The 26,564-nt window shown below is 72.4% G+C and carries 32 protein-coding genes and 1 pseudogene; 15 read left to right on the top strand and 18 right to left on the bottom strand.

Annotated features, from left to right (window positions below):
- A pseudogene (locus ACFU97_RS38830) lies at positions 1-275 on the bottom strand (steroid 3-ketoacyl-CoA thiolase); the annotation flags it as partial.
- A gap of 107 nt (positions 276-382) precedes the next feature.
- On the opposite strand from ACFU97_RS38830, the gene ACFU97_RS38825 reads away from it, so the two are divergent.
- The 3 genes from ACFU97_RS38825 to ACFU97_RS38815 all read left to right on the top strand — a co-directional run bounded on the left by ACFU97_RS38825 (position 383) and on the right by ACFU97_RS38815 (position 2,170).
- Positions 383-853: a winged helix-turn-helix transcriptional regulator gene (locus ACFU97_RS38825; protein ID WP_384266039.1), complete on the top strand. Its 471-nt coding sequence runs from the start codon at positions 383-385 to the stop codon at positions 851-853.
- Positions 854-974: 121 nt separating this feature from the next.
- Positions 975-1,850: an undecaprenyl-diphosphate phosphatase gene (locus ACFU97_RS38820; protein ID WP_384266036.1), complete on the top strand. Its 876-nt coding sequence runs from the start codon at positions 975-977 to the stop codon at positions 1,848-1,850.
- Between the two features lie 134 nt (positions 1,851-1,984).
- On the top strand, positions 1,985-2,170 hold the full coding sequence (locus ACFU97_RS38815) for a hypothetical protein (RefSeq protein WP_384266033.1): 186 nt from the start codon (positions 1,985-1,987) through the stop codon (positions 2,168-2,170).
- On the opposite strand, the gene ACFU97_RS38810 is transcribed toward ACFU97_RS38815, so the two are convergent.
- Positions 2,154-3,137: an MsnO8 family LLM class oxidoreductase gene (locus ACFU97_RS38810; protein WP_384266031.1), complete on the bottom strand. Its 984-nt coding sequence runs from the start codon at positions 3,135-3,137 to the stop codon at positions 2,154-2,156. The genes ACFU97_RS38815 and ACFU97_RS38810 overlap by 17 nt on opposite strands.
- Before the next feature lie 122 nt (positions 3,138-3,259).
- Between ACFU97_RS38810 and ACFU97_RS38805 the strand changes: the two genes are divergently transcribed.
- Positions 3,260-3,745, top strand: coding sequence for a nuclear transport factor 2 family protein (locus tag ACFU97_RS38805; RefSeq protein ID WP_384266028.1), 486 nt, complete (start codon positions 3,260-3,262; stop codon positions 3,743-3,745).
- A gap of 71 nt (positions 3,746-3,816) precedes the next feature.
- The gene (gene lnt / locus ACFU97_RS38800; RefSeq protein WP_384266026.1) at positions 3,817-5,391 is read left to right on the top strand and encodes an apolipoprotein N-acyltransferase; all 1,575 of its coding nucleotides are present in this window, start codon (positions 3,817-3,819) and stop codon (positions 5,389-5,391) included.
- Here lnt and ACFU97_RS38795 read toward each other — a convergent pair.
- Positions 5,315-6,220, bottom strand: a complete 906-nt coding sequence (locus tag ACFU97_RS38795) for a Gfo/Idh/MocA family protein (protein ID WP_384266024.1) — start codon at positions 6,218-6,220, stop codon at positions 5,315-5,317. The genes lnt and ACFU97_RS38795 overlap by 77 nt on opposite strands.
- Positions 6,192-7,418, bottom strand: a complete 1,227-nt coding sequence (locus tag ACFU97_RS38790; RefSeq protein WP_384266022.1) for an FAD-dependent monooxygenase — start codon at positions 7,416-7,418, stop codon at positions 6,192-6,194. Before ACFU97_RS38790 ends, ACFU97_RS38795 begins: the two co-directional genes overlap by 29 nt.
- Before the next feature lie 97 nt (positions 7,419-7,515).
- Between ACFU97_RS38790 and ACFU97_RS38785 the strand changes: the two genes are divergently transcribed.
- The 3 genes from ACFU97_RS38785 to ACFU97_RS38775 all read left to right on the top strand — a co-directional run bounded on the left by ACFU97_RS38785 (position 7,516) and on the right by ACFU97_RS38775 (position 9,291).
- On the top strand, positions 7,516-8,118 hold the full coding sequence (locus ACFU97_RS38785; protein ID WP_384266019.1) for a TetR/AcrR family transcriptional regulator: 603 nt from the start codon (positions 7,516-7,518) through the stop codon (positions 8,116-8,118).
- 42 nt (positions 8,119-8,160) lie between these two features.
- Positions 8,161-8,682, top strand: coding sequence for a DinB family protein (locus ACFU97_RS38780; RefSeq protein ID WP_384266017.1), 522 nt, complete (start codon positions 8,161-8,163; stop codon positions 8,680-8,682).
- A 132-nt stretch (positions 8,683-8,814) separates the two neighbouring features.
- A complete protein-coding gene (locus tag ACFU97_RS38775) occupies positions 8,815-9,291 on the top strand; it encodes a hypothetical protein (protein ID WP_384266014.1) in 477 nt (158 codons plus the stop codon).
- 4 nt (positions 9,292-9,295) lie between these two features.
- Here the strand turns inward: ACFU97_RS38775 and ACFU97_RS38770 are convergent, their stop codons facing one another.
- The 7 genes from ACFU97_RS38770 to ACFU97_RS38740 all read right to left on the bottom strand — a co-directional run bounded on the left by ACFU97_RS38770 (position 9,296) and on the right by ACFU97_RS38740 (position 15,445).
- Positions 9,296-9,817 (bottom strand): hypothetical protein, encoded by a 522-nt coding sequence (locus ACFU97_RS38770; RefSeq protein ID WP_384266011.1) that lies wholly within the window; start codon positions 9,815-9,817, stop codon positions 9,296-9,298.
- A gap of 153 nt (positions 9,818-9,970) precedes the next feature.
- Entirely contained in the window at positions 9,971-10,654 is a 684-nt protein-coding gene (locus ACFU97_RS38765; RefSeq protein ID WP_384266009.1) for a uracil-DNA glycosylase, read from the bottom strand.
- 89 nt (positions 10,655-10,743) lie between these two features.
- A complete protein-coding gene (locus ACFU97_RS38760) occupies positions 10,744-12,327 on the bottom strand; it encodes an ABC transporter substrate-binding protein (protein WP_384266006.1) in 1,584 nt (527 codons plus the stop codon).
- Between the two features lie 211 nt (positions 12,328-12,538).
- Positions 12,539-13,300 carry an SDR family oxidoreductase gene (locus ACFU97_RS38755; protein ID WP_384266003.1) on the bottom strand — a complete coding sequence of 254 codons (762 nt, stop codon included), beginning with the start codon at positions 13,298-13,300 and terminating at the stop codon, positions 12,539-12,541.
- A 14-nt stretch (positions 13,301-13,314) separates the two neighbouring features.
- Positions 13,315-14,076, bottom strand: coding sequence for a 3-oxoacyl-ACP reductase FabG (gene fabG, locus ACFU97_RS38750; RefSeq protein ID WP_384266001.1), 762 nt, complete (start codon positions 14,074-14,076; stop codon positions 13,315-13,317).
- A 158-nt stretch (positions 14,077-14,234) separates the two neighbouring features.
- A complete protein-coding gene (locus tag ACFU97_RS38745) occupies positions 14,235-14,684 on the bottom strand; it encodes a DUF3037 domain-containing protein (protein WP_384265998.1) in 450 nt (149 codons plus the stop codon).
- The gene (locus ACFU97_RS38740) at positions 14,681-15,445 is read right to left on the bottom strand and encodes a HipA family kinase (RefSeq protein WP_384265995.1); all 765 of its coding nucleotides are present in this window, start codon (positions 15,443-15,445) and stop codon (positions 14,681-14,683) included. The genes ACFU97_RS38745 and ACFU97_RS38740 overlap by 4 nt, the downstream gene beginning before the upstream one ends.
- A gap of 189 nt (positions 15,446-15,634) precedes the next feature.
- Between ACFU97_RS38740 and ACFU97_RS38735 the strand changes: the two genes are divergently transcribed.
- A complete protein-coding gene (locus tag ACFU97_RS38735) occupies positions 15,635-16,108 on the top strand; it encodes a Rieske (2Fe-2S) protein (RefSeq protein ID WP_384265992.1) in 474 nt (157 codons plus the stop codon).
- On the opposite strand, the gene ACFU97_RS38730 is transcribed toward ACFU97_RS38735, so the two are convergent.
- Positions 16,095-16,742: a cysteine hydrolase gene (locus ACFU97_RS38730; protein WP_384265990.1), complete on the bottom strand. Its 648-nt coding sequence runs from the start codon at positions 16,740-16,742 to the stop codon at positions 16,095-16,097. The genes ACFU97_RS38735 and ACFU97_RS38730 overlap by 14 nt on opposite strands.
- A 137-nt stretch (positions 16,743-16,879) precedes the next feature.
- Here ACFU97_RS38730 and ACFU97_RS38725 point away from each other — a divergent pair, with 137 nt between their 5' ends.
- A complete protein-coding gene (locus tag ACFU97_RS38725) occupies positions 16,880-17,347 on the top strand; it encodes a pyridoxamine 5'-phosphate oxidase family protein (protein WP_384265988.1) in 468 nt (155 codons plus the stop codon).
- A 1-nt stretch (position 17,348) separates the two neighbouring features.
- On the opposite strand, the gene ACFU97_RS38720 is transcribed toward ACFU97_RS38725, so the two are convergent.
- Complete coding sequence (locus ACFU97_RS38720; protein WP_384265985.1) at positions 17,349-18,251, bottom strand: LysR family transcriptional regulator; 903 nt, start codon at positions 18,249-18,251, stop codon at positions 17,349-17,351.
- A gap of 74 nt (positions 18,252-18,325) precedes the next feature.
- Here ACFU97_RS38720 and ACFU97_RS38715 point away from each other — a divergent pair, with 74 nt between their 5' ends.
- The gene (locus ACFU97_RS38715; RefSeq protein ID WP_384265982.1) at positions 18,326-19,252 is read left to right on the top strand and encodes a DMT family transporter; all 927 of its coding nucleotides are present in this window, start codon (positions 18,326-18,328) and stop codon (positions 19,250-19,252) included.
- Between the two features lie 78 nt (positions 19,253-19,330).
- On the opposite strand, the gene ACFU97_RS38710 is transcribed toward ACFU97_RS38715, so the two are convergent.
- Positions 19,331-20,662 (bottom strand): aminotransferase class I/II-fold pyridoxal phosphate-dependent enzyme, encoded by a 1,332-nt coding sequence (locus tag ACFU97_RS38710; protein WP_384265979.1) that lies wholly within the window; start codon positions 20,660-20,662, stop codon positions 19,331-19,333.
- A 77-nt stretch (positions 20,663-20,739) separates the two neighbouring features.
- Here ACFU97_RS38710 and ACFU97_RS38705 point away from each other — a divergent pair, with 77 nt between their 5' ends.
- Positions 20,740-21,423: a pyridoxamine 5'-phosphate oxidase family protein gene (locus ACFU97_RS38705; protein WP_384265976.1), complete on the top strand. Its 684-nt coding sequence runs from the start codon at positions 20,740-20,742 to the stop codon at positions 21,421-21,423.
- Positions 21,423-22,070, top strand: coding sequence for an FMN-binding negative transcriptional regulator (locus ACFU97_RS38700; protein ID WP_384265973.1), 648 nt, complete (start codon positions 21,423-21,425; stop codon positions 22,068-22,070). The genes ACFU97_RS38705 and ACFU97_RS38700 overlap by 1 nt, the downstream gene beginning before the upstream one ends.
- 27 nt (positions 22,071-22,097) lie before the next feature.
- On the opposite strand, the gene ACFU97_RS38695 is transcribed toward ACFU97_RS38700, so the two are convergent.
- The 3 genes from ACFU97_RS38695 to ACFU97_RS38685 form a co-directional block, all read right to left on the bottom strand.
- Complete coding sequence (locus ACFU97_RS38695; RefSeq protein ID WP_384265971.1) at positions 22,098-23,039, bottom strand: DMT family transporter; 942 nt, start codon at positions 23,037-23,039, stop codon at positions 22,098-22,100.
- A gap of 176 nt (positions 23,040-23,215) precedes the next feature.
- Positions 23,216-24,217 (bottom strand): DMT family transporter, encoded by a 1,002-nt coding sequence (locus ACFU97_RS38690; protein WP_384265968.1) that lies wholly within the window; start codon positions 24,215-24,217, stop codon positions 23,216-23,218.
- Between the two features lie 46 nt (positions 24,218-24,263).
- A complete protein-coding gene (locus tag ACFU97_RS38685; RefSeq protein WP_384265967.1) occupies positions 24,264-24,809 on the bottom strand; it encodes a Clp protease N-terminal domain-containing protein in 546 nt (181 codons plus the stop codon).
- 199 nt (positions 24,810-25,008) lie between these two features.
- Here ACFU97_RS38685 and ACFU97_RS38680 point away from each other — a divergent pair, with 199 nt between their 5' ends.
- Both ACFU97_RS38680 and ACFU97_RS38675 read left to right on the top strand, forming a co-directional pair.
- Entirely contained in the window at positions 25,009-25,197 is a 189-nt protein-coding gene (locus ACFU97_RS38680; RefSeq protein WP_384265964.1) for a hypothetical protein, read from the top strand.
- A 107-nt stretch (positions 25,198-25,304) separates the two neighbouring features.
- Complete coding sequence (locus tag ACFU97_RS38675) at positions 25,305-25,733, top strand: SRPBCC family protein (protein WP_384265962.1); 429 nt, start codon at positions 25,305-25,307, stop codon at positions 25,731-25,733.
- A gap of 85 nt (positions 25,734-25,818) precedes the next feature.
- Here ACFU97_RS38675 and ACFU97_RS38670 read toward each other — a convergent pair whose 3' ends face one another.
- Positions 25,819-26,457 (bottom strand): PadR family transcriptional regulator, encoded by a 639-nt coding sequence (locus ACFU97_RS38670; protein WP_384265959.1) that lies wholly within the window; start codon positions 26,455-26,457, stop codon positions 25,819-25,821.
- Between the last annotated feature and the right edge of the window lie 107 nt (positions 26,458-26,564).

Here is a 26,564-nt window from a genome sequence, read left to right as displayed (position 1 = left end):
CCGCACTGGCGGTCTACGGTCGTCGCCGGGATGGTCTCCGGGAAGCCCGCCGACAACACGGCGTAGCGGGTGGTGTTCATGGCCTGCTCGCCGACCTGGTCGACGGTGCCGCCGATGACGTCGTCGATCAGCGCCGGGTCGACGCCGGAGCGCTCCACCAGGGTGCGCAGGGTGTGGGCGAGGAGCTCGACGGGGTGGACGTGCGCGAGGGCGCCGCCTGGCTTGCCCTTGCCTATCGGGGTGCGTACGGCTTCGACGATGACTGCGTCACGCATGTGCGGGCCTCCATGACGAGCGGTGGGCGACTACTGGTGAGTAGGAAATCCGAACTCACCATAGCCCTGTGAGTTGGAAAATCAAACCCTCCCCTAGACTGGTCGCCATGGCCGCCCCGAAAGATCCGCGCCCCTGCTCCATCGCCGACACCCTGGCGCTCGTCGGCGAGAAGTACTCGCTGCTGGTGCTGCGCGAGGTGTGCCTGGGCAACGGCCGCTTCGACCAGCTGGTGCGCAACATCGGCGCCCCGCGCGACATCCTGGCCACCCGCCTGCGCCGCCTCGTCGACGCCGGCGTCCTGACCAAGCGCGTCTACAGCGAGCGGCCGCAGCGCTTCGAGTACCGGCCGACCCAGGCGGGGCTCGACCTGGAGCCGGTCCTGATGACGCTCATGGAGTGGGGGGACAAGCACCTTCGCGCGGAGGACGGCCGCCCCATGGTGATCGAGCACGTCTGCGGGCACGAACTCGTCCCCGTCGTCACCTGCCGCGCCTGCGGCGAGGCGGTGCGGCACGAGGACCTGACGGCGCATCCGCAGGCCGAGGGCTGGACGGTCGCGGGCCCGAGCGCGGCCTGAGCCGCCGAACCCCTGTGACGGGCGCGTCATTTGAGGACGTTACGCTGCCGGTGATCACCCCGCCCGGTGGTGCGGTGCGCCCGGCACCCTGCCACGCCCAGCACTTGGACTCCGAAACCTCATGTCTTGGTTTGAATCCCTCGTCCTCGGACTCGTCCAGGGGCTGACCGAGTTCCTTCCCGTCTCCTCCAGCGCGCATCTGCGGCTGACCGCCGCCTTCTCCGGCTGGAAGGACCCGGGTGCGGCCTTCACCGCGATCACCCAGATCGGCACCGAGTCGGCCGTGCTGATCTACTTCCGCAAGGACATCGGGCGGATCGTCTCGGCGTGGGCGCGCTCGCTGGCGAGCAAGGAGATGCGCAAGGACCACGACGCCCAGATGGGCTGGCTGGTGATCGTCGGCTCGATCCCGATCGGCGTGCTCGGGCTGCTGTTCAAGGACCAGATCGAGGGGCCGTTCCGCGATCTGCGGATCACCGCGACCATGCTGATCGTCGTCGGTCTGGTCATCGGTGTCGCCGACCGGCTGGCGGCCCGCGACGAGACGGGCGGCCGGCACCGTGCGCCCAAGCAGCGCAAGGCACTTGAGGACCTCGGCGTGAAGGACGGCCTGATCTACGGCCTGTGCCAGTCGGCCGCCCTGATCCCCGGCGTCTCCCGCTCCGGCGCGACCATCAGCGGCGGCCTGTTCATGGGCTACAGGCGGGAGTCCGCGGCCCGTTACTCCTTCCTGCTCGCCATTCCCGCGGTGCTGGCCTCCGGCCTGTTCGAGCTGAAGGACGCCATGGAGAGCGACCATGTCTCCTGGGGCCCGACGCTGTTCGCGACGGTGATCGCCTTCGCGTCCGGCTACGCCGTCATCGCCTGGTTCATGAAGTGGATCTCGACCAGGAGCTTCATGCCGTTCGTCTGGTACCGCGTCGCCCTCGGCGTCGTCATCATCGCGCTCGTCACGGCGGGCGTACTGAGCCCGCACGCGGCGGAGTCGGCGGACTGAGCGCTCAACACCCCTGCGGCGAGGGCTCGTTCAAGATCCCGGCCGCCGCACAGGGGGATTCCGTGACCCATCTAATACGGCCTCGGTAGCCGTCCGGTAGCGCACTGTCAGTCCTTCCCCCTAGGCTTGTGCACATGTCCCCCGACTCCAATACCCCTGGTTCCGTACGCTTACGGTCCGCCGCCGAGGTGAACGAGCAGATCCGCGCACTGTGGATGCGCGCGGGCGGCACGCTGTCGGAGCAGGAGCGCGCCGAGTACGAGCTGCTGGTGGTCGAGTGGGCGGCCGCGATCCGCGGAGACGTCATCGAGGCGGCATGACGGCGTACTCCCGCACGAGTTCGTACGAGCGCAGGCGGTCGGCCAGCGCGTAGACCGGCGTCGCCAGCATGAGTTCGTCCGCCGCGGTCGCAGCCGCGAGCTCCGCCAGACGCTCGGCCACGGTGCCGGGCGCACCGTAGGCCTGCTGGGCGCGGAAGGCCGCCAGCGCCTGCTTCTCCTCCGCCGTGAACGGATGGGTGGCCGCCTCCTCCGGAGTGGGGAAGGGAAGGTCGGCACGGCCCTTCAGCAGCCCGGACTTGACGACGTCCATCGGGCCCGCGAGCCAGTCCGCCTCCTTCTGCGTCTCGGCGCACACCGTCTCCACGCAGACCAGCACGCGCGGGCGCGCGCACCAGCGGGACGGCGCGAAGTGCTCGCGGTAATGCGCCAGCGCGGCCCGCGTGTTGTCGGGACGGATGTGATGCGCGAAGGCGATCGGCAGCCCGAGCTCGGCGGCGAGCGCCGCACCGGCCGTGCTCGACGCCAGCAGCCACGGCTCCGGCAGCGGCCGCAGGCCGACCTCGTCCACCAGCAGACGCAGCGTCTCGGCCACGTCGGCGCGGTACTCCTCGTCCGTCGCCGGCCCGGCACCCCGCCGCAGCGCCTGCGCCGTCGGCTCGTCGAAGGTGCCGGGGCCGCGGCCGATGCCCAGGTCGATCCGGCCGGAGTGCAGCGCGGCGAGCGTGCCGAACTGCTCGGCCAGCATGATCGGGGCGTGGTTGGGGGCGAGGACACCCCCGGAGCCGAGGCGGAGCGTGGACGTCACGGCCGCCGCGTGCGCCCCCAGGACCACCGGCGGGAACGCCCCGATGGCCGGGGAGTGGTGGTGCTCGGCGTACCACAGGCGCCGCAGGCCGAGCTCCTCGAGGCGCCGGGCGAAGGCGGTGGTGTCCCGGAGCGTGTCCTCGGGCCGGGCGCCCGACTGGACCATGGCCACTTCGAGCGCGCCGAGCGCAGCGGTGATCATCCGGTCAGTATAGGAAGCCGCACCCGGCGTCCGGGGCCGTGAACGGCCCGCTCGGACGCGGAACTTGTGTTGGTGGCGCGCAGCCCCTTGGCCCGGCCCGCCCCATGCCCAACACTGAGCCGATGACCCAGCGCGTGGAGCTCGCGACCGTGATGGACCGGCTGGCCGTCGACGAAGTCGTCACCGACTACGCGGCGGCCGTGGACGACGGCGACTGGGAGGCGTACCGGAGGCTGTTCACGCCCGAGGGGCGGGCCGACTACCGCTCGGCCGGCGGCATCGAGGGAAGCGCCGGGAACGTGGCCTCCTGGCTCGCCGAGAGCCTCCAGCTGTTCCCGATGCGGCAGCATCTGATCGTCAACCGCCGGGTGCGGTTCGACATCCTGGAGCAGGACACCGGCGACATCGCGCGCGTGCGGGCCGACTACGTCAACCCGATGCGGTTCACGGCGGACGGCGCCGGCCCGGCCACCCCCGACTTCGTGTGCGGCGGCCGCTACGCCTTCGCCCTGCTGCGCACCCACGACGGCTGGCGGCTGACCGAGGTCGTCGTGCAGGAGAAATGGCGCAGCCTCCCGGCCCCGCAGGGGGCGGGCGCGGCGGGCTGAGGCCGGGTCCTCTGTCCACGATCAGCGAAACCACGCACACTGGAGCCACCTGGCGGGTAGGGAGGCTCCGTATGAAGTCCTTCGGTCACTGGCTCGCCTCCCCGTGGCGCCGCTCCGCGGTCGCGGCGATGGCGGGCGCCCTGCCCGTGTTCGCCTTTCCCGCCCCGTCGCTGTGGTGGTTCGCCTACGTCGCCCTGGTCCCGCTGATCGTCCTGATCCGCTCGGCGCCGACCGGTAAACGGGCGGCCTACGACGGCTGGTGCGGCGGCTTCGGCTATCTGCTGGCGGTGCACCACTGGCTGCTGCCGAGCCTGCACGTGTTCATCTTCCTGATCGCGGTGCTGCTGGGCGCGCTGTGGGCCCCGTGGGGCTGGCTGGTGCGGCGCTTCCTGGGCGGGTCGCCGGGGCCGGGCCAGGGCCTGGCCGCCCTCGTCGTGCTGCCCTCGGGGTGGCTGGCGGTGGAGCTCGTCCGCTCCTGGCAGGGCCTGGGCGGCCCCTGGGGCATGCTCGGTTCCAGCCAGTGGCAGGTGGGGCCCGCGCTGCGGCTCGCCTCGGTCGGCGGGGTATGGCTGCTCAGCTTCCTGGTGGTGGCCGTCAACGTCTCCGTGGCCGTGCTGGTGTCGGTGCGCGAGGCGCGGATGCCGGCCGTGGCGGGCCTGGTCGCGACGGCCGCCGCGACCTCGGCGGCCTGGGTGTGGTCCCCGCGCCCGGACGTGAACGGCCGGGTGCGGATCGCCGTGGTGCAGCCCGGCATAGTGGACGGCTCCGCCAGCGGCGACAAGCGCTTCGCCCGCGAGGAGCAGCTGACCCGGCGGCTCGCCGGACGCGACCTCGACCTGATCGTCTGGGGCGAGAGCAGCGTCGGTTTCGACCTCGGCGACCGGCCCGACCTGGCCCGGCGGATCGCGGCGCTCTCCCGCGCGACGGGGGCCGACATCCTGGTCAACGTGGACGCGCGGCGCTCCGACAAGCCGGGCATCTACAAGAGCTCGGTGCTGGTCGGCCCGGACGGCCCGACCGGCGACCGCTACGACAAGATGCGGCTGGTGCCGTTCGGCGAGTACATCCCTCTCCGCTCGGTGCTGGGCTGGGCGACCTCGGTCGGCAAGGCGGCGGGCGAGGACCGCAGGCGCGGCACGGAACAGGTCGTGATGAACGTCGGGCACGGGCTGCGGGTCGGGCCGATGGTCTGCTTCGAGTCGGCGTTCCCCGACATGAGCCGGCATCTGGCCCAGGACGGCGCGGAGGTGCTGATAGCTCAGTCGGCCACCTCGACCTTCCAGCACAGCTGGGCCCCGGAGCAGCATGCGTCGATCGCCGCGCTGCGCGCCGCGGAGACCGGCCGCCCCATGGTGCACGCGACGCTGACCGGGGTCTCGGCGGTGTACGGGCCCGGCGGGCAGCGGATCGGCTCGTGGCTGGGCACGGACGCGAGCAGCGCGGAGGTGTTCGACATCCCGCTGGCCCACGGGGTCACGCCGTACGTCCGCTACGGTGACTGGCCGGTGGACGTCGCGCTGCTCGTGCTCGCCGTCTGGTGCGCGAGCGAGGGCGCTCGGGCCGTCCGGCTCAGGCGGCCCGGTCCTGAACCGCACGTACCACCCGCTCGCACAGTTCGTGAGTCGCCAGCGCGTCCCGGGCGCTGAGCACCTTGCCCGCGCGCACGGCGTCGAGGAAGGCCAGCACCGCCTGCTCGATGCCGCGCTGCCGGGCCACGGGCACCCAGTCGCCGCGCCGCCGCACCGTCGGCTGGCCCTTGTGGTCGACGACCTCGGCGAGGTTGAGCACCTGCCGCTTGGTGTCCTGCCCGGACACCTCCAGGATCTCCTCGGCCGAACCGCTGAGCCGGTTCATCACGCCCAGCGCGGTGAACCCGTCGCCGGAGAGCTGGAGCACCACGTGGTGCAGCAGCCCGTCCTCGACGCGGGCGCGCACGGTCACGTCGTCGACCGGCCCGGGCACCAGGAAGCGCAGCGTGTCCACGACGTGGATGAAGTCGTCGAGGATCATCGCGCGCGGCTCCTCCGGCAGCCCGATCCGGTTCTTCTGCATGAGGATCAGCTCGCGCGGGTGGTCGGCGCACTGCGCGTACCCGGGCGCGTGGCGCCGGTTGAAGCCGACGGCGAGTGAGACCCCGCGCTCCTCGGCGAGCCGCACCAGCCGCTCGGAGTCGGCGAGTTCGTAGGCGAGCGGCTTGTCGACGTAGGTCGGCACGCCCGCCTCCAGGAGCCGCGCCACGATCTCCGGGTGCACGGCGGTCGGGGCGTGCACGAACGCGGCGTCCAGGTTCTGGGCGAGCAGCGCGTCCAGGGTGGCGTGCCGGTGGTCCGCCGGCAGATGGAGGCCGTCGCCGACGCGGTCGAGCGTGGCCGGCGTCCGGGTCTGCAGATGCAGTTCGATGCCGGCCAGGGCGCCGAGCACCGGAAGGTAGGCCTTCTGCGCGATGTCACCGAGTCCGATGCAGCCGACCTTCACGGGGTGGTCTCCTCTGGCGCTTGCCTGCCGGTGTGCTGCCGGAAGCATACGGCTGCTGCGGCGGCCGCCAGCCGGCTACCGAGTCGAAGCCGTGCAGGAGGAGCCCGGGCACCGCCCGGGACAGGGCGGCGATCGCGGTGTCGCGCAGGGCGATCGCCGTGGGACTGGTCATCAGGTTGAGGCGGGCGGCCCTGACCGACTGCCGTACGACGGCGGTCGTACGGGGCAGCCGGTCCGCCGTGTAGGCGGCGAGGTCGCCGTCGTGGTGGGCGAGCACGATCGCGTCCTCGACGGCCTGGTTGCCGCCCTGTCCGAGCATGGGCGGCATGGCGTGCGCGGCGTCGCCGAGCAGGGCGACCCGGCCGCGGTGGAAGGCGGGCAGCGGCTCGGCGAGGTGGTGGACGTCGTGGCGCAGGACGCCCTCGGGGCGGGTGGCGGCGAGGACGGCGGGGATCGGGTCGTGCCAGTCGCCGAAGCGGCGCAGCAGTTCGGCCTTCTCGTCGTCCGGGGCGTGTGCTCCGGCCGGGACGAGGGCGGCCGCGTAGGCGTAGACCCGGCCGTCCTTGAGGGGCTGGGTGCCCCACAGGCGGCCCCTCCCCCAGGTCTCGTGCGGGGCGAACTCGGCGTCCGGCACCCGGACGACGACCCGCCAGGTGGTGAAGCCGGAGTACACGGGTCCGGGGTGCTTGGGGAAGAGCGTGCGGCGTACGGCGGAGTGGATGCCGTCCGCCGCCACCACGAGGTCGGCCTCCCACTCGCCGTCGGGCGTGCGCACGCGGGCCGGGCGGCCGGCGTCACCGGCGTCGACGAGGGTCGCTCCGGCCGCCGTGCGGACGGCGTCGTCCGGGAGGCGGGCGGCGAGGGCGGCCACGAGCGTGGCCCGGTGGAGCAGGACGAGCGGGCCCCCGAAGCGCTCGGCCGCCGCGTCCGCGCCGGAGCGGGAGAGCCAGCGTCCGCCCGGGGTGCGCAGTCCCCCGTCGCCCTGCCAGGCGGCGAGTTCGCGGATCTCGTCGCCGAGGCCGATCACGTCGAGGGCACGCAGGGCGTTGGGGGCCAGCGAGATGCCGGCGCCGACCGGTTCCAGCGAGTCGGCCCGCTCCAGCACGGTGACCCGCCGGCCGCGCCGGTGCAGCGCCACCGCCGCGGTCAGGCCGCCTATGCCGCCGCCGATCACGACGACCCGCCCGGACTGTGCCATGGCTCCTCCTCGTGTCCCGTCCCCGGGTTACTACAGCTGTAGTGTTCCGCCGCCTCGACCGTACTACAGACGTAGTGCGGCGGGTAGGTTGGCCTCCATGCCGACCTCCGCCCCCGCGGGCACCCCGGGTGCCTCCCGCGCCGACCTCGTCGCCGACGCCGCGCTCGCGCTGCTCGCCGAGCGCGGCATGCGGGGGCTCACCCACCGGGCGGTCGACGAGACGGCGGCGCTCCCGCAGGGCTCCACGTCGAACGTGGCCCGGACCCGGCAGGCGCTGCTGGAGCTCGCGGTGCGCCGGCTGGCCGAACGCGAGGCGCGGGTGCTGGCGCTGCACGAGATGCCGGACCCGGCGGCCGGGTCCGCCGGACTGGTGGACGCGCTGGCCCTGGCGACGCACCGCGCCCTGACCCGCAACCGCGACCTGACGCTGGCCCGCTACGAACTGGCCCTGGAGGCCACCCGCCGCCCCGAGCTGCGCACGTACTTCGACGCGGCCGGGGCCCGCTTCCGCGATCAGCTCACCGGCCTGGTCACCGCGATGGGCTCGGCCGATCCCGCCCGGCACGCCCTCTCCCTGGTGGCCTGGGCGGACGGGCTGATGTTCTCCTGTGTGGCCGGGTCGTTCAGCGCCGAGGCGCCGGGCCTCGCCGAGGTCCGGGCGGGCCTTCAGGAGCTGCTGGACGGGATGCTCGGCCGGTGAAAACCGCTGGTGCGTCAGGGGCGGGCGGGACAGGATGCGCTCATGACCACCGAGCGCCGTGAACCCGCCACCACCGCCGACGAACGCAGCATGCTGGAGGGCTGGCTGGACTACCACCGGCAGACCCTGGCCTGGAAGTGCCAGGGCCTGACCGACGAACAGCTGCGGACCGCGTCGGTGGAGCCCTCCACCCTGTCGCTGATGGGGCTGGTGCGGCACATGGCGGAGGTGGAGCGCAGCTGGTTCCGCCGCGTCCTGGCGAACGAGACGGACGAGCAGGCCGGGGCGATCTACTACAGCGACGCCGATCCCGACGGCGACTTCCGTCTCACCCCGGCCGACACCTGGGCGGAGGCGTCCGCCACCTGGCAGGCCGAGATCGAGGCCGCGCGGCGCCATGCCGCCCGCTTCGGCCTGGACGACCTGTCCGTGGGCCGGCACCGGCGCACCGGCGAGCAGTTCAACCTGCGCTGGATCTACACCCACATGATCGAGGAGTACGCGCGCCACAACGGCCATGCCGACCTGCTGCGCGAGCGCATCGACGGCGCCACCGGCGACTGACGAGCGGCACGGAAGACCGACGTCACCCGGGCCGCGCACACGGCCTCCGTACGGGGCCTGAGATCACCCGTGCGGGGCATCCTCCGGCCGTCCGGCGTCCTCCGGGGCGCCGGAACCGACATCCTTGCGCGGGTGCATCGATCGACGACCACAGCAACACTCCTGGTCACCGTGGCCGTCTCGGCCCTCACCGGCTGTGTGACCGTGCCCCGCGCGCCCGCGCCCGGTCCGACGCCGGGACCGCCCCGGCCGTCCGCCCCGCACCCGGACGGCGCGGCCGGGCCGCGGGTCGTGCAGGCGCCGGCCCGCGAGGCGCTGGAGATGGTCGGCCCGACCCGGTCCGCCGCACCGGCGGCACCCACGGCACCGGAGCGGCACGAACCGCCGCGGGCCACGGCACCGGCCCAGCCACCGGCGGTGCCCCGCCCGCACCGGCAGCCGTCCAGCCCGCGAGCGGCTCATCCGACGGCGGGCAGCGGCCGGCAGCCCCACGTCGACCTTCCGGACCTGCGGGGCGGCACGGACGTGTGCGCCCTCGGCAGGCAGTACGGCGGCTGGCGCGAGGACAGCCCCGAGTCGGTCATCTGCGAGCAGACGTACGGCAGTTGAGTTCTCAGGGGCGCTGGCGCGGCGGCCCCCAGCGTCCGGCCCCGTCCGGGTCCTCCTCCGCCAGCCGCAGTTCCAGCTGCGCGATGGCCGCCCGTACGCCCTTTCCGTAACCGTCGTCGCGCAGCGAGCCGGCCGCGCCGCGGGCTCGGCGCACATGGGTGCGGGCGGCGCCGTTGCGGCCCAGCTTGAGGTAGTCGGCCGCCAGGTTCACATGCAGCGAGGGGTAGAGCGCACGGGCCGCGGGCGCGCCCTCGTGCGCCGCGGCGCGGTCGCCGGTGAGCTCCTCGGCGGCCGTCAACGCCCGTAGGTCCCAGGCGAGTTCGTCGGCCGGGTCGTCCTGGGTGTCGGCCATGTAGTGGGCCAGGGTGCAGCGGTGCAGCGGGGCGCCGTCCGCGCCGATCTCCGCCCACAGCTGAAGGAACCGGTGGCGGGCCTCCTCGCGGTCGCCGGCGTGGTGCAGGATGACGACCTGCCCGATCCGTGTCATCACGGCATCCGGTGCCGTCTGCTCCTGTCCCTGGGCCACCGCGTCCTCCGCACCCTCGCCGGCTGGTCGGCTGTCGCGACCGACGCTAACCGCAGCCTGCGGCGATCCTGGTCAGGCGGCACCGGGCCGGTTCACGGGTGAACCGGCCGGCGGCGGTCGGCTTGCGGTCCGCGGGGATCTGGTGTCGCGGCCTCAGCCCAGGTTCGGGATCGTCCAGTCGATCGGCCGGTGGCCCTGGCGCGCCACCGCCTCGTTGATCTGCGTGAACGGGCGGGAGCCGAAGAACTTCTTCGCGGACAGCGGCGAGGGGTGCGCGCCCTTGACCACCACGTGCCGGGACTCGTCGATCAGCGGGAGCTTCTTCTGCGCGTAGTTGCCCCACAGCACGAAGACCGCCGGGTCGGGACGGTCGGCGACCGCGCGGATCACCGCGTCGGTGAACTTCTCCCAGCCGCGGCCCTTGTGCGAGTTGGCCTCGCCGCCGCGCACCGTGAGCACCGCGTTGAGCAGCAGCACGCCCTGCTGGGCCCACGGCATCAGATAGCCGTTGTCCGGGACGGGCAGGCCGAGCTCCTCCTTCATCTCCTTGTAGATGTTGCGCAGGGAGGGCGGCGTCTTCACGCCGGGACGGACCGAGAAGCACAGACCGTGCCCCTGTCCCTCGCCGTGGTACGGGTCCTGGCCGAGGATCAGGACCTTCACCTGCTCGTACGGAGTGGCGTCCAGCGCGGCGAAGACCTCCTCGCGCGGAGGGTGGACGGGACCTCGCGCCCGCTCCTCCTCGACGAACTCCGTCAGCTCCTTGAAGTAGGGCTGCTGCAGTTCGTCGCCCAGAACACCGCGCCAGGACTCGGGCAGCATGGCGATGTCGGTCACGTCAACGTCCTTATGTCGTGCGGTCGCTTCAGGTCTCAGAACCTACAGGCGGCCACTGACAACGGGCCCGGATGCGCGAACTGCGCCCACTACCAGCTGGTCTTGCGGTGCAGCTCCCACATCAGCATGATCGTCGACGGGTCAAGTGCCTGCTCCGAGCCGGAGATGTCGTCGCTGGCGGCCACGTACTGCTTGCCCTGCCACAACGGCAGCAGCCGGGCGTCGTTCACCAGGATCTGCTGGGCCTGTTCGAAGTCCGAGACCACGTTGGCGCGGTCGCTCTCGCTGCGGGAGCGCGGCAGCAGCACACCGGTGATCTCCGGCGCCGGGTACGGCGTGCCCAGCGCGTTCTGGTTGCCGACGAACGGCGCGATGAAGTTGTCGGGGTCCGGGAAGTCGGGGAACCAGCCGCGCCCGAACACCGGGTACTCGCCCTTCTGGTAGCCCGTCACATACGTCTTCCAGGGGCGGCTCTTGAGCGTGATCGTGAACAGCCCGGAGGCCTCCAGCTGGCGCTTGATCTCCGCGAACTCCAGCTTGGTGGAGGAGCCGTAGCGGTCGGTGGTGAACCAGAGGGTGAGCGGGACGCGCTCGGTGATGCCCGCCTCGGTGAGGATCTTGCGGGCCTTGGCGACGCTCGGGCTGCCGAAGTCGTCGAAGAAGTCGGTGGTGTGCGCGGTCAGGCCCTTCGGGACCATGGAGTACAGCGGCTCCACGGTGTCCTTGTAGACCTTGTGCGCGATCGCCCCGCGGTCGACGACCTGGGCGACCGCCTTGCGGACCGCGGGCTTGGCGGCCCAGGAGTCCTTCGGGTTGAACACCAGGTAGTTGATCTCGACGCCGGCGCCCTCGTTGATCTGCAGGCTGCCGTCGGAGTTGTGCTTCTGGAGGTTGACGATGTCGTCGGCGTTCAGCCCGCGGAAGGCGACGTCGATGCTCTTGTCCTTCAGCGCGGCGACCATGGTGGCCGAGTCCTGGTAGTAGCGGATGGTCACCGCGTTGTTCTCGCGCTGCGCGTAGCCCTTGTAGTTGCCGTTCTTGGTGAGCTCGGCCTTCTTGCCGTCCTCGTAGGCCTGGAGCGTGTACGGCCCGGAGCCGTAGACCTTGTCGTCCTTGCGCAGGGAGCCGGCCGGGTACTCCTCGGGGTCCACGATCGACATGGCCGGTGTCGCCAGCACGAACGGGAAGGTGGCGTCGGGCTTGTTGAGGTGGAAGACGACCTTCAGGTCACCGGTCACCTGCACCCGGTCGAGGCTGCCGAGCAGGCCGGCGGGGCCGCCGTTGACGTTGATCTTCCGTATGCGGTCGATCGAGTACTTGACCGCCCGTGCGTCGAGCGTGTGGCCGTCGGAGAAGCGCAGGCCCGCGCGCAGCTCGCACTCGTAGACGCGGTTCGAGCTGTCGGAGAAGCGGCAGCTCTCGGCCGCGTCCGGCTGGGGCGTGGTCGCCCCGGAGGGGTAGCTGAGGAGCGTCTGGTAGATGTTGCGGAACAGCTCCCAGGACTGGTCCCACGAAGCGGCGGGGTCCAGCGTGCTGGGTGCGCTGGTCGTCCCGACGACGATGGGGCCCTTGTCGCCGGAGGAGTCCGACGAGAGGATGCCGCATCCGGCCACCAGTGACGACATGGACGCGATGGCCGCCACGTTCCGCAGGCCTCGGTTCCGGTTGAACACGCGCTCGCTCCTCGATCTGCCGTACCAAGGGTCGGCAGACCATACCGCAGCGCAACGGTGGTTGAACCCGCTTTGTACAAGGCCCTTGATCAGGTTGTTTATGACGACGTTGTCATGGGGCTGTGCTCTCCATGTGCCATGACAAGGGCGCCGTTTCCGTCAAGGAAACGGCGCCCAAGGGTGCCTGATCGTTACGGTCGCAACGGGTTGCTCAGGCGACGCCGGCGTTCAGGAAGATGCCGCCGTCGACGACGAGCGTCTGGCCGGTGATCCAGTCGGACTGCCCGGAGGTGAGGAACGCGGCGGCGCCGCCGATGTCGGACGGCACGCCGAGCCGCGCGAGCGGGTAGGCGGCGGCCGCCTCCTCCTCGCGGCCCTCGTACAGGGCCTGCGCGAACTTGGTCTTCACGACGGCCGGGGCGATCGCGTTGACCCGCACCTTGGGCGCGAACTCGTGCGCCAGCTGCTGGGTGAGGTTGATCAGCGCGGCCTTGCTGACGCCGTAGGCGGCGATGAACGGCGAGGGCGCGAGACCGGCGACGGAGGCGATGTTGACGATGGAGCCGCCGTTGTCCTTCTGCCAGGCGTGCCAGGTCTTCTGGGCGAAGCCGAGCGCGGAGATCACGTTGGTCTCGAAGACCTTGCGGGCGACGTTCAGGTCGAGGTCCGCGATCGGGCCGAACACCGGGTTGGTCCCGGCGTTGTTGACGAGGTGGTCGACGCGGCCGAAGGCCTCCATCGTCCGCTCGACGGCCTCGGCCTGGTGGTCGAGGTCGTGCGCCTTGCCGGCGATGCCGATGACGCGCTCGGCGCCGAGCTTGTCGACGGCCTCCTTCAGCGCGTCCTCGTTGCGGCCGGTGATGGCGACACGGTCGCCGCGGGCGACGAGCGCCTCGGCTACGCCGTAGCCGATGCCGCGGCTGGCGCCCGTGACGAGGGCGACCTTGCCGGAGAGTGCGGGCAGTTCAGTCATGGCTGGGAGTTCTCCTAGTCGAGCGGTCCGCCGGCGACGTACAGCACCTGGCCGGAGACGAAGCCGGCCGCCTCGCCGGTGAAGAAGGCGATGGCGTTGGCGATGTCGTCCGGCTCGCCGACGCGGGCGACCGGGATCTGGGTGGCGGCGGCGGCCTTGAAGTCCTCGAAGCCCATGCCCACACGGTCGGCGGTGGCCTTGGTCATCTCGGTGGCGATGAAGCCGGGGGCGACGGCGTTGGCGGTGACGCCGAACTTGCCGAGCTCCTTGGCGAGGGTCTTGGTGAAGCCCTGCAGACCGGCCTTGGCGGCCGAGTAGTTGACCTGGCCGCGGTTGCCGAGCGCCGAGGACGAGGACAGGTTGACGATCCGGCCGAAGCCCGCGTCGACCATGTGCTTCTGGCAGGCCTTGGACATCAGGAAGGCGCCGCGCAGGTGCACGTTCATGACGGTGTCCCAGTCGGAGACGCTCATCTTGAACAGCAGGTTGTCGCGCAGCACGCCCGCGTTGTTGACCAGGATCGTCGGTGCGCCGAGCTCCTCGACGACGCGTGCGATGGCGGCCTCGACCTGCGCCTCGTCGGAGACGTCGGCGCCGACCGCGAGGGCCTTGCCGCCGGCCGCGGTGATCTTCTCCACGGTCTCCTTGCAGGCGGCCTCGTCGAGGTCGATCACGGCGACCGCGCGGCCCTCGGCGGCCAGCCGTACGGCGGTGGCCGCGCCGATGCCGCGCGCTCCGCCGGTGACTACCGCGACCCGCTGCTCAGTGGTGGACATTGCTGCTTCTCCTCGCCCTCGAGAAAGTACGCCCGCTTGAAAGTACGTCCCTGACGAACCGCGCCCGCTGGGTGAGCGACCGCTTAGTACCTTCGGCAGACGTGACGCTAGAAGGCCTGGCACTCGGTGTCAACGGCACACGGCTCGGGTGTGATCCATTACCTCACCAGCAGGTCGAGCAACCGCTCCGTCTCGGCCGCCGGATCGGCGGTGAGCCCAGTGTGCACCGGTCCGGGCTGCACCACCGTGGAGCGCGGCGCAATCAGCCAGCGGAAGCGCCGTCCGGCGTCCTCCCCGGCGGCCTGCCCGGCCGCCCCTCCTCCGCCGCAGACCCGCTCCACGGCACCGAGCGCGGCCCGGATGCCGGCCACGTCGGCGGCCGGGTCGAGGGCGAGCAGCCGTGCCTCGTCGAGGTGGGTGCGGGCCCCGACATAGGCCTGGGCGCGGCAGTAGACGAGCACACCGGCGTTGATGCACTCGCCGCGCTCCACGCGCGGGACGACCCGCAGCAGCGCGTACTCGAAGACGTCACGGTCGCCGCCCTGGCCGCCGCGGATGATGTGCCGCTCGACCACCGAGCCGGCCATGTGGATGTGGCGCTCGCTCACTTGCCCTCCTCGATTCCGGTGACGCGCTCGTGGACGGCGGCGGCCCGGGCGAGCAGCGGCCGCGCGTACGCCCGTCTGAGGTCGTCCGGTGTGTCGAAGCCGGGCTCGCCGGTCAGCCAGGCGTCCGGGACCTGCGCCGTGACCTCGGCCAGCAGCTCCTCGGTGACGCGGGGCGCGAGCTCGGCGGCGGCGCCCGCGAGATCGGGGCGGAAGCGGGCGAGGGCATGGTCGGAGGCGTCGTAGGAACGGGCCGCGGAGGCGTCGGCGCCGGGCCAGTTGTGGTGCCAGATCATGGTGGCGCCGTGGTCGATGAGCCACAGGTCGCCCCGCCGCATCAGCAGGTTGGGGTTGCGCCAGGACCGGTCGACGTTGTTCACCAGCGCGTCGAACCAGACGATCCGGCCGGCCTCCTCGGGGCTCACCCCGAAGGCGAGCGGGTCGAAGCCGAGGGCGCCGGAGAGGAAGTCCATGCCCAGGTTGGTGCCCCCGCTGGAGCGCAGCAGATCCTGCACCTGCTGCTCGGGCTCGCCCAGTCCCAGCACCGCGTCCAGGGCGACGGTCACCAGGCCCGGCACCCGCAGTCCGAGCCGGCGGGCGAGCTCGCCGCAGACCACCTCGGCGACCAGCGTCTTGCGGCCCTGTCCCGCGCCGGTGAACTTCAGGACGTAGGTCCCGAAGTCGTCGGCCTCGACGAGACCGGGCAGCGATCCGCCCTCCCGCAGAGGCGTGATGTAGCGGGTCGCGATGACTTCCTTGAGCATCGCCCCAGGTTACTGGGGCGGCGGCGGGCGCCGGACGAGCGGTGGGCCGACATCGACAGCAAAGCGACAGCTCGGCTTTACCCACCTCGGGACACGACCTTGCCAAGCTCGGCATCGGCTGAACAACCCACGGCGACCGGCCGTACCCCTGTACAGATCCACGACGCTTGCATGGAAGGGAACGTCAGCATGACCAGCGAATCAACTCCCCCCGCCCAGGCACCCGCCCGCCGGACCGTCATGGCGGCGGCAGGCGCGGCGGGACTCGCCGTCGCGCTGACCGCGTGCGGATCGTCCGACGACAGCTCCTCCGTCAGCTCGGACACCCAGGCCGGGGCGAACGCCTCGGGCGGCGACTCGGGCAACGGCTCCGGCGGATCGGCGCTGGCCAAGACCTCCGACATCCCCGAGGGCGGGGGCAAGATCTTCAAGGACCAGAGCGTGGTGGTCACGCAGCCCGCCGCCGGGACCTTCAAGGCGTTCTCCACCAAGTGCCCCCACCAGGGCTGTGCCGTGAGCAGCATCGCCAACGGCATCATCCACTGCCCCTGCCACGGCAGCGAGTTCTCGGTCGAGGACGGCAGCGTGAAGAAGGGCCCGGCGACGTCCGGACTCAGCGCCCAGAAGGTCACCGTCACCGGGGACTCGATCACGCTCTCCTGACGCGCGGCCTCCTGAGGCAGCCGAGCACCTCGTCCGTGGTCGCGACCGTGGCGACCAACGCGAGGGTGTTGCGGATCATCGCCGGGGTGTAGTCGGACGGCACCCCCGCGATGGCGTCGGACGGCACCACGGCGGTGTAGCCGCGGTTCACCGCGTCGAAGACGGCGTTCGGGATCGCCACGTTGGCCGAGACCCCGGCGACGACCAGGGTGCGGCAGCCGAGGTTGCGCAGCAGCGCGTCCACGTCGGTGCCCTGGATCGGGGACAGCCCGTGCAGCCGCCGTACGACGAAGTCCTCCTCGGCGACCTCGATCGGGGCGGCGACGCGTACCGCCGTGGTGCCGGACAGCTGCTGGACGGGCAGGCGTTCGGCGGCGCGGAAGAGCCGGGCGTTGCGGTTCGCGCCGCGGCCGTCCGGGCGGCGCTCGGCGATCGCGTGCACCACCTGGACCCCGCTCTCGTGCGCGGCCGCGACCAGCCGGGCGACGTTGGCGAGGGCACCGGACGAGCGTGCCTCGCGGGCGAGTTCGGGCAGGGCGCTCTCCGGACCCACGACGCCCTGCTGGCATTCGACGGTCAGCAGCACCGTGGAATCGGGTGCGAGGAGTGCGCGGAGCTGTTCCTGCGACGGCACGGTTCCCCCTCGTCGGCGGCGGTCCGGGGCGGGCGAGCGTAGCGGTCATTGCGCGGGGACGGAAGACGACCCATCCTTTTCTGACGTGATGTCAGAGGATCTCTCCTCTGACACGACGTGAGAGAAGAGGGGGCCGCATGACCGTCACTCAGCGCCGGGGCCGGAAGATCATGATGACGGCTGGTGAGCTGGACGAATTCCTGACCACCCAGCGCACCTGCCGGGTCGCCACCGTCTCGGCGAGCGGTGCGCCGCACGTGAGCACGCTGTGGTTCGCCTGGGACGGAACGTCGCTGTGGCTGTACTCCGTGGTGCGCAGCAAGCGCTGGACGGACCTGCGCCGCGACCAGCGGGTCGCGATCGTCATCGACACCGGTGAGGAGTACGACGAGCTGCGCGGCGTCGAGCTGTCCGGAACCGTCGAGTTCGTGGGCGAGGCGCCGCGCACCGGGGAGCTGTGCGCCGAACTCGACGTCCCGGAGACCCTGTTCGCGCGCAAGAACTTCAACCTGGAGGAGATGCCGCACGACGGCCGGCACGCCTGGGTGCGGCTGACCCCGGAGAAGACCGTGTCCTGGGACTTCCGCAAGCTGGGCGGCGCCTGAGTCAGCCCACCTTGCGGGCCGCGTCCTGCAGCGCCCGCACCGCCGCCCGGATCGAGGGGCGGCGGTCGGCGTCCGCGCGCCAGACGACGTAGACATGCCGGCGCACGCGCTGGCGGAGCGGGACGGTGACGACGCCCGCGGGCATCGGGTGGCGGCCGAGCAGCGGGGCGATGCACACCCCGAGTCCGGCCGCGACCAGGCCCATCTGGGTGTGGGTCTCGGCGGCGCGGTGGCCGACGATGGGCTCGACGCCGCGCGAGCGGAGCGTGAACATCAGCCACTCGTGGCAGAACTCGCCCTCGCCCCAGGTGATCCACTCGTCCTCGGCGAACTCCGCGAGGTCCACCTCGTCGCGCCCGGCGAGCCGGTGCCGGGCCGGCATCGCCACGTCCGCGGGGTCGTCCAGGAGCGGAGCCTTGACCAGGCCGTCGGGCAGCGGCATCGGCTTGTTGTACCAGTCGAGCACCACCGCGAGATCGAGGTCGCCGCGGACCACCCCGGCGATGCCGGCCTCCGGCTCCAGCTCGCTGGAGCGCACCCGCAGCGCGGGATGCTCGGTGCGCAGGGCGGCGAGCGCGGTGGGGAACAGGCCGCGCGCGGCCGTCGGGAACGCCGAGAGCCTGAGCTCGCCGACCACCTGACCGCGGTGCGCCTCCAGGTCGGACCGGGCGAGCTCGACCTGCGACAGGATGCGGGACGCGTGCTCGGCGAGCAGCCGGCCCGCGTCCGTCAGCCGCACGCCCCGGCCGTTCTTGGCCAGCATCTGCTGGCCGACCTCCCGCTCCAGCTTGGCCATCTGCTGGGAGACGGCCGACGTCGTGACGTGCAGGGCGTCGGCGGCACCGCTGACCGAGCCGTGCCGGGCGAGGGCGTCGAGGGTCCGGAGGCGCTCCAGATTCAACATGTAAGTGATGCTACGAGATACCTCGCGAGAAGTCTCGATTGTGCTACGAGATGCTGTGCTGCATCGTTGCGAGCATGACCATCGCCACCGCGCCGCGGACCCCCGTCCGCGCCCCCGCCCGCCGTCCCGCCCTCGACTGGCGTCTGCGCTTCGGCGCCCTGTCCCTGATCTGGGGCTTCAGCTTCCTGCTCATCAAGGTCGGCACGGAGGGGTACGCGCCCTTCCAGGTCACCCTGGGACGGCTGGCGTTCGGCACGGCCGTGCTCGCGGCGGCGATGGCGGTGAAGCGGGAGCGCCTGCCGCGGGGGCTGCGGACCTGGGGGCATCTCGCGGTCGCCGCGTTCCTGCTGAACGCACTGCCGTTCTCGCTGTTCGCGTACTCCGAGCTGACGATTCCGTCGACGCTGGCGGGGATCTGCAACGCGACGTCGCCGCTGTGGGGGATGGCGCTGTCCGTGGTCGCGCTGTCGGAGGACCGGCCCACGCGGGTGCGGGTCGCCGGGCTGGGGATCGGATTCCTCGGGGTGCTGACGGTGCTCGGCGCGTGGGAGGGTTTCAGCGGGCTGGACGCCGGGGGGACGGCGATGGCACTGCTGGCGTCGTTGAGTTATCCGGTGGGGTGGATCTACGTGCGGCGGACCCTGGCGGGTACCGGGAACTCCCATCTGTCCATGACGGGTGCGCAGTTGCTGCTGGCGACGGTGCAACTGGCCTTTGTGACGCCGTTGTTCACGTCCGTGCCGACGCGGTTCCCGCTCGTGCCGTTGCTTGCGGTCGCCGCGCTGGGGGCGCTGGGGACCGGGGTCGCCGTGCTTCTTCAGTACGGGCTGGTGGCCGAAGTCGGGCCTACGACGGCGCAGATGGTCACGTACTTCATTCCGGTCATCGCCACGGCGGCGGGGGTTGCGGTGCTCGGGGAGTCGTTGCGGTGGTCGACCCCGGTGGGGGCGGTGGTTGTTCTGGCCGGGGCCGCGCTCACCCAGGTTCGGCGGCGTGCCTGAACGCGTGCGGGGGCGGGTGCGGGCCCGTTGTGGCGTGTCGCGCAGTTCCCCGCGCCCCTGAGGGGGGTTGCAGGACGCCTACACGTATGTGCGGGTAGGGGTGCGGTCCAAGGCCCTGGCTGTCGCCTCGGCCAGGGGGGTTGCCTCCTGGGCGGTCAGGGTGGCGACGGTGATACGGATGCCGGGGGGTGAGGCGAGGCGGAAGCGGGCGCCCGGGGCCACCGCCCAGCCGGCGTGCAGGAGGCGGGACACGGCGGCCGTCTCGTCGGGGACCGGGATCCAGACGTTGAGGCCGGAGCGGCCGTGCGCCTCGATGCCGCGGTGTGCGAGGGCCTCGATCAGGAGGTCGCGGCGCCGGCCGTAGGCGGTCGCCACCGCCCGGGTGTCCAGGGCCTCGTCCGCCCAGAGGCGGACCACCGCCCGCTGGATGATGCGGCTGACCCAGCCGGGGCCCAGCCGGTGCCGGCCCGTGACGCGGTCGACCGTGGTCGCGTCGCCGGTGAGGACGGCGAGACGCAGGTCGGGGCCGTAGGCCTTGGCGACCGAGCGCACGAAGGCCCATTGCCGGGTGACGCCGGCCAGGGGGTGCACGGGGAGGTCGACGATGCCGTGGCCGTGGTCGTCCTCGATCAGGAGGGTCTCCGGATGCTCGCGCAGCACGGCGCGCAGGGCACGCGCGCGGGGGGCGGTGACGGCGGCGCCCGTGGGGTTCTGGGCGCGGTCGGTGACGATCAGGGCGCGGGCGCCGGACTCCAGGGCCCGTCGCACGCCCTCGGGGCGCGGGCCCTCGTCGTCCAGGCCCACCGGGGCCGTGCGCAGCCCGAGCGCCGGGACGAGGTCGAGCAGGCTGCCCCAGCCGGGGTCCTCCACGGCGACGGTGTCCCCCGGCTTCAGGTGGGTGGTGAGCACCCGCTCGATGGCGTCCAGCGAGCCGGAGGCGACGCTGAGCGGACCGTCGGGCACCCCGTCGGCGTCCAGGGCCGCACGTGCGATCCGCGCAAGGTCCGGTTCCACCAGGGCGTCGCCGTAGAGCACGGGCTCGCGGTCGCCCTGTTCGGCCGCCGCCGCGAACGCCCTCGCCAGGGACGGCAGCAGCGCCGGGTCGGGGTTGCCGTTGGCCACGTCGCGCGCGCCTTCCGGCACGTCCATGCGGGCGTACTCACGCCCTGTGGTGGCGGGCTTGGGGCGCACCCGGCTGCCCCGGCGTCCGGACGTCTCGATGACCCCGCGCTCGCGCAGGATCCGGTACGCGGACGCGACCGTGTTCGGGTTCACGCCCAGCTCGACCGCCAACTCCCGCATGGGCGGCAGCAGTTGGCCCGGCTCAAGCTCGCCGGACCCCACCGCGCGCTCGACGCTCGCCGCGATGTCCGCTGCGCGCCGTCCTTCGATCCGGTATTCTCCTAGCACAAAGCAGATTATGCACTAGTGCAATGCCTGGTGCAAGACGAGCAGCCAGCGCAGGACGAGCAGCCTTGGAGACAGTCATGCAGGGGACCGCCCAGCCGACGTCGCAGCCCACCGCCTACACGCCGACCGACCGCACCGTCCCCACCCGTTCCGCGGAGCGGGCGTCGTACGACAAGGAGCTGGTGCACGCGATACTCGACGAGGCCTATGTGTGCCACCTCGGCTTCGTCCGGGACGGGCGGCCGGTGGTGCTGCCCACGCTGTTCGCCCGGGTCGGCGAGCGGCTGTACGTGCACGGCTCGACCGGCTCGCGCCCGCTGCGGATGACCGGCAGGCAGGCCCCGGGGCTCCCGGTGTGCCTGACGGTCACGCACGTCGACGCGCTGATCCTGGCCCGCTCGGCCTTCCACCACTCGATCAACTACCGGTCCGTGGTGGTCCACGGCACCGCCCATGACGTGACGGACCCCGACGAGAAGCGGGCCGCCCTGGACGCGCTGGTCGACCACGTGGTGGCGGGCCGGTCGGCCGACTCCCGGCCCGCGAACAAGAAGGAGCTGGCCGCCACCGCCGTCATCCGTCTCGACCTCGACGAGGTCTCCGCGAAGCTCCGCACCGGCGGCGTCAACGACGACCCCGAGGACCTGGACCTGCCGCACTGGGCGGGTGTCGTCCCGCTGCGCAAGGGGTACGAACTCCCGGTCGCCGACGCCGACTTGACGCCCGGGATCGAGCTTCCCGACTACCTGGCCGCACGCTGATGCTGATCCACCCCTGGGACGCGCCGCGCGACGACGCCGAGTGGCAGCGGTGGCTCGGCACGCACGACTTCGGGCAGCTCGCCGTCAACGGCCTGCCCGGCGAGCCGCCCTACGTCCAGCCGCTCCACTTCGCCTACGACGCCGGACGCGCCGAGGCCGTCACGCACCTCGCGCGGCCCAACCCCCTGTGGCCCGCGCTGGAGGCCGACCCGGACGTGCTGCTGAGCGTGGTCGACGACTACGTGTACGTCCCGGGCCCCTGGCAGGCGCCGCCCGGCCTTCCGCCCGAGCACGGCACTCCTACGAGCTTCTACGCCGCGGTCCAACTCCGTTGCACGGCCCATGTCGTGGACGATCCGGCCGAGAAGGCCGAGCTGCTCAACCGCCAGGTCGGCCACTTCCAGCCGGAGGGCGGCTCCGCCCCGGCGGCGGTGGACGAGGAACCGTTCGGCAGGCTCCTGGCGGGCATTCGCGGGCTGCGGCTCGAAGTGGTCGGCGTCCGGGCCAAGTTCAAGTACGCGAGCCACAAGCCGCAGGAGGTGCAGGACCGCGTGGTGACGGGCCTCGCATCCCGCGAAGGCCCACGCGACACCGCGGCCCGGGAGCACCAGGTGCGCCGGCGCGGGGTGTGGTCGGCGGGGCGGTGAGCTGCGCCGCCCCGCCTCCCCGGGGTCCTACGCCGGTGCCGGTTCCGCGCCCGCTCCGCGGGCCTCCGCGAGGGCCAGGCCTGCTACCGAGGCGAGCATCAGCACCGTGCCCACCAGGGTCGCCGTGGTGAGGTGCTCGCCGAGGAGGGCGACCGCGAGCACCGCGGCGGCCACCGGTTCGAGGAGCATGATCACGGACACCGTGGCCGAGCGGACGACGGCCGCTCCCGCGAAGTAGAGGCCGTAGGCGAGGGCCGTGGGGACCGTGGCGATGTAGAGCAGCAGCCACAGCGTGCGGGCCGGGTGGTCGGCGTGCGGGACGATCCCCTCGATCAGGGCGAACGGCAGCAGGCAGAGGCCTGCGACCGCGAAGGCCCCCACGGAGGTGCTGGACGCGTCCGTCTCGCCGTACCGGCCCCACCAGCGGGTGAGCAGGGTCATCGCGCAGTATCCGGCCGCGGCCAGCAGCGCGAACAGCACCCCGGCCGGGCGGACGGTCGCGCCGCCCCCGCCGAGCACGAGCACCGCCAGGCCCGCGAGCGCCCCGGCGACGGCGGCCACGCCGCCGCGGCCGAGCCGCTCCCCCATGGTGAGCCGGGCGCCCAGCGCGATGAGCACGGGTCCGGCGCCCAGTGTGACGACGGTGCCGACCGCGAGCCCGGTGGCGGACACGGCGGCGAAGTAGGCCGTCTGGAACACGGCGAGCCCCACGCCGGTGGCGCCGGCCCGCAGCGCCCGGCGGCGCAGCGGCTCCCGCGCGGCGGTCCGGACGCGCGGCCGCAGCAGGCGGGCGGCGAGCAGCAGGACGAGACCGGCCGCGCAGCGCCAGAAGGAGAGGGCGGCGTAGCCCATGTCACTGGCCTGGTAGACCAGGGAGGCTGCCGCGCCCGCGGTGCCCCAGGCGACACCGGCGACGATCAGGAAGAACAGGCCACGCCCGACGGGCAGGCCGAAAGCAGGATGCGACACGAAGGGTCTCCGCAAGGTGCAGAAGGTCGGAAGGGGACCGGTCCGGGCCGGGTCCCATGGACTTCTTCTGCGGGCAGCACCGTTCGGCCCGACACCGTCGGGCGTGGATTCCGGAGGGCCCGCCTCAGGCGGCCGGGGGCGGAAGAACGCGTGCGTCCGTATGCATGATCCACACCTTAGGCCGCGGTTTCACGGGAGGGCAACGCCGTTTCCGGGCCGCCGCTCGCCACCGGCTCCGGGGAGCCCTTGGCGGGCGCCGACGACTGGGCGATGAACGCGCCGACCAGGACGACGGCACCGCCGACGATCTGCGGCGCCGACAGGTGCTCGCCGAGCAGCACCCACGCGAGGACCGTCGCGACGACCGCCTCCAGGCAGGCCACGACGCCCGCGACCTGCGGCGACAGCCGGCGCACCGACACGACGCCGGTGACGTAGGCGAGGACGGTGGCGACGAGCACGATCCAGGCCAGCAGGTAGAGGGCGGTGACGGGAGTGCCGTTCAGCTGCGCCGTGCCGGTCAGCACGGAGAAGTCCATGGTCCAGGGGCGGGCCACCACGGTGAGCACGACGGCGCCGATCAGCAGGCCGTACGCGATGACGCCGAGCGGGTCGGGCGCCTCGTCACCGGCGTCGCTGCCCTGGTCGGACAGGACGAAATAGCCGACCTGGCAGCAGGCGGCGCCGAGCGCGAGCAGCAGCCCGAGGGCGTCGAAGCTGAGCCCGGACCAGACCTCCACCACGCAGGCGAGGCCGCCGACCGCGAGGACGACGCCGAGCGCCGCGGCGCGCGTGACCGGCCGCCGCTGCACGAACCGGACCCAGCCCAGCACGAGGGCGGGCGCGAGGTACTCGACGAGCAGGGCGACCCCGACCGGGATGCGGGAGATCGCGGCGAAGTAGCAGGCCTGCACGCCGGCCACGGCGAGCAGGCCGAACCCGGTGAGCAGGGCCGGGCGGCGCACCAGCAGGGCGCGGTGGCGCACCGCGACCGGCAGCATCACCAGGGCGGCGCCCGCAACCCGCAGCCAGACCACGTGGAGCGGGTCGAGTCCCGCCTCGATCAGCGGCTTGGCCGCGACCCCGGATCCACCGAAGGCGAGCGCGGACCCGAGGGCGAGCCCGAGCCCCATGCCCTTGCCGCCGGCGTGACGGCTCCCAGACGTATGCACCGGCACATGATGACAGGCGACGACAGGAGCGTCACCCCCGATGACACCTGTCTCAGCGGCTGGACCACCGCGACCACGTCAGCCGGTCCTCGATGCCCTTGACCAGGGCCCCGGCGTCGACGCCCGCGCGGTGGAGCACCTCGACCGCGCGTGCCTCGGGATCGGCGGCGATCGCCGCCAGGAGGTCGATACCGCGGGCCGGTCCGGCCCCGCGGGCGGCGGCGCGCTCGCAGGCGTGCTCCATCGCGCCCGCGGCCAGCGGCGAGAAGCCGTCGGACTCCGCCACCACGGGCACGGCGCCGGAGTCCTCCACGGAGCCCTGCCAGCGCAGGCCGTATCCGATGCTGCGCTGCACGAGATAGCCGAGCAGCCGGGCGATCGCGGGCCCTTCGCCGAAGACGGCCCGCACCTCCGGATCGTGCTCCAGGAGCGAGTGCAGCAGGTGGGCCGAGTCGATCTGCCGGTCCCCGTCGCGCACCGCCCGGCGGCGGGCAGCGGAGACCACCGCTGCCAGCTCGTCGGTGAGCCTGGCATCGTTGTCCGCGCGAGGTGCCACGACCTGCTCGTCGGCCGACTGCCGGGGGATACGGGGTTGCACATCCCCTACCCCATCAGCCCCTTCGCCTGCGGTCATCCCCGAGGGGAAGCATCTTCGCGTCCCACACAGAGTGGACCCCGTGCGCCGGAATCTCCTCCTTACGGATGAGATCAGGCCGTTTTACCCGCAGGGGCGCGCGCCTCCTTGCCGTCCGCCACACGCGCAACCACGGCACTCCGTCGCACGTCCCACCAGGTGCATGGAGCGCAGGTACTGGCTGGTGTCCCTGCCGGCCGTCGACGGCAAGCAGTACGTGTACCGGGTGGAAGCCCCGGAGGACGCACTGCCCGCCGACCTGTTCTGGGACGCCTGGCACTGCCACGACGAGAGCACCTTCCCCCGGGCCTGGGACCTCTTCGACGCCGCGCTGATACGGCACGTGGGCTGAGCCCCGCCGGACGACGCCCACATTTTCTGACGGTTCATCAGTATTGAATGTTCCAGGCCGTGCGGCTACTTTCCGCGACACCGGAGCCCGACAGAAGAGGTGGTCGCATGGCCGAAGTCAGCGCGGAGGCCCGTATCGAGGCACCCGCCGAGAAGGTGTGGGCGCAGCTCACCGACTGGTCCGCGTACGGCGAGTGGAACGCGACCCACACCAGCTTCCCCAAGGGCGGTCCCCAGGCCCTCGAAGTGGGCGGGACCTACGAGGAGAACATGAAGCTGATGGGCTTCCCGGCCGAGGTCGAGTGGACCATCGACGAGCTGGAGCCGGCCCGGGTGTTCGCCACCCGCGGCAAGGGCCCGATGGCGGTGAGCCTGGTCAACCGCTACACGCTGGTCCCCGACGGCGACGCCACGACGGTCCGCATCGACAGCGAGTTCACCGGCGCGGCGGTCTCCCTGATGGCGGGCAAGCTCAAGGACTCGGCGACGGCGGCGCTGAACGAGTCGCTGCGGAAGCTGGCCGGACTGGTGACCTGAGGACGCGGGCACACGAAGGCGCCCCGTGGAGTTCCACGGGGCGCCTTGCCTACGGCGGGGAGGCCGTCGTCCGCGCCGAGCTCGGTCAGTCCTCGTCGGCGAGGATCAGGTACAGCTTCTTGCGGGCTTCGTTGATGACGGCCAGCGCCTTCTCGCGCTGCTCCTTGCTGCCGGTCTTCCAGACCTGACCGAAGGCCTCCATCAGACCGAAGCCGGCCTGCCGGATCTCACCGAGCGCCTCGAAGTCGATGCCGCGGGAGGCCTCCTCCCAGGGCGCGTCCGGGCCCTCGTCGGCCGCCGCGCGGCCCGTCCCGGTGAGGGAGAACAGCTTCTTGCCGCCCTCGCTCGCGCTGGTGATCAGGCCCTCGTCCTCCAGCAGCTGGAGGGTCGGGTACACCGAACCCGGGCTGGGCTTCCACGCCCCGCCACTGCGCTCGGCGATCTCCTGGATCATCTCGTAACCGTGCATGGGCCGGTCCTTGAGCAGGGCCAGGATCGACGCCCTCACGTCGCCCCTCCGTGCCCTGCCGCGAGGTCCGCCCCGCCCTCGTGGGCCCCAGGGGCCCGGGCCGAAGCCGGGGCCGCCGAAACCGAAGCCGGGGCCTGGGCCGCCGCCCGGGCCGCCCGGGCCGAAGGGACCGAAGGCGCCGCGCCGGCCCTCGAAACCACCCCGGCCGCGAGAGCCGGGTCCACCGTGTCCACGTTCGAATCCATGGGAACGCATCGCAATCACTTCCATTCCATCGTTGATCTGTCGCGATGCGTCAACGATATATCGGAACAGTTCGGCTGACAAGACCTGGCGGAAAAACGACAGCGGAAGGGCCCGGC

The sequence above is a fragment of the Streptomyces sp. NPDC057616 genome (assembly GCF_042800575.1).
Taxonomy (GTDB): domain Bacteria; phylum Actinomycetota; class Actinomycetes; order Streptomycetales; family Streptomycetaceae; genus Streptomyces.
Note: the sequence above shows the minus strand (reverse complement) of the source record. Positions and strands in the feature narration are given on the sequence as shown.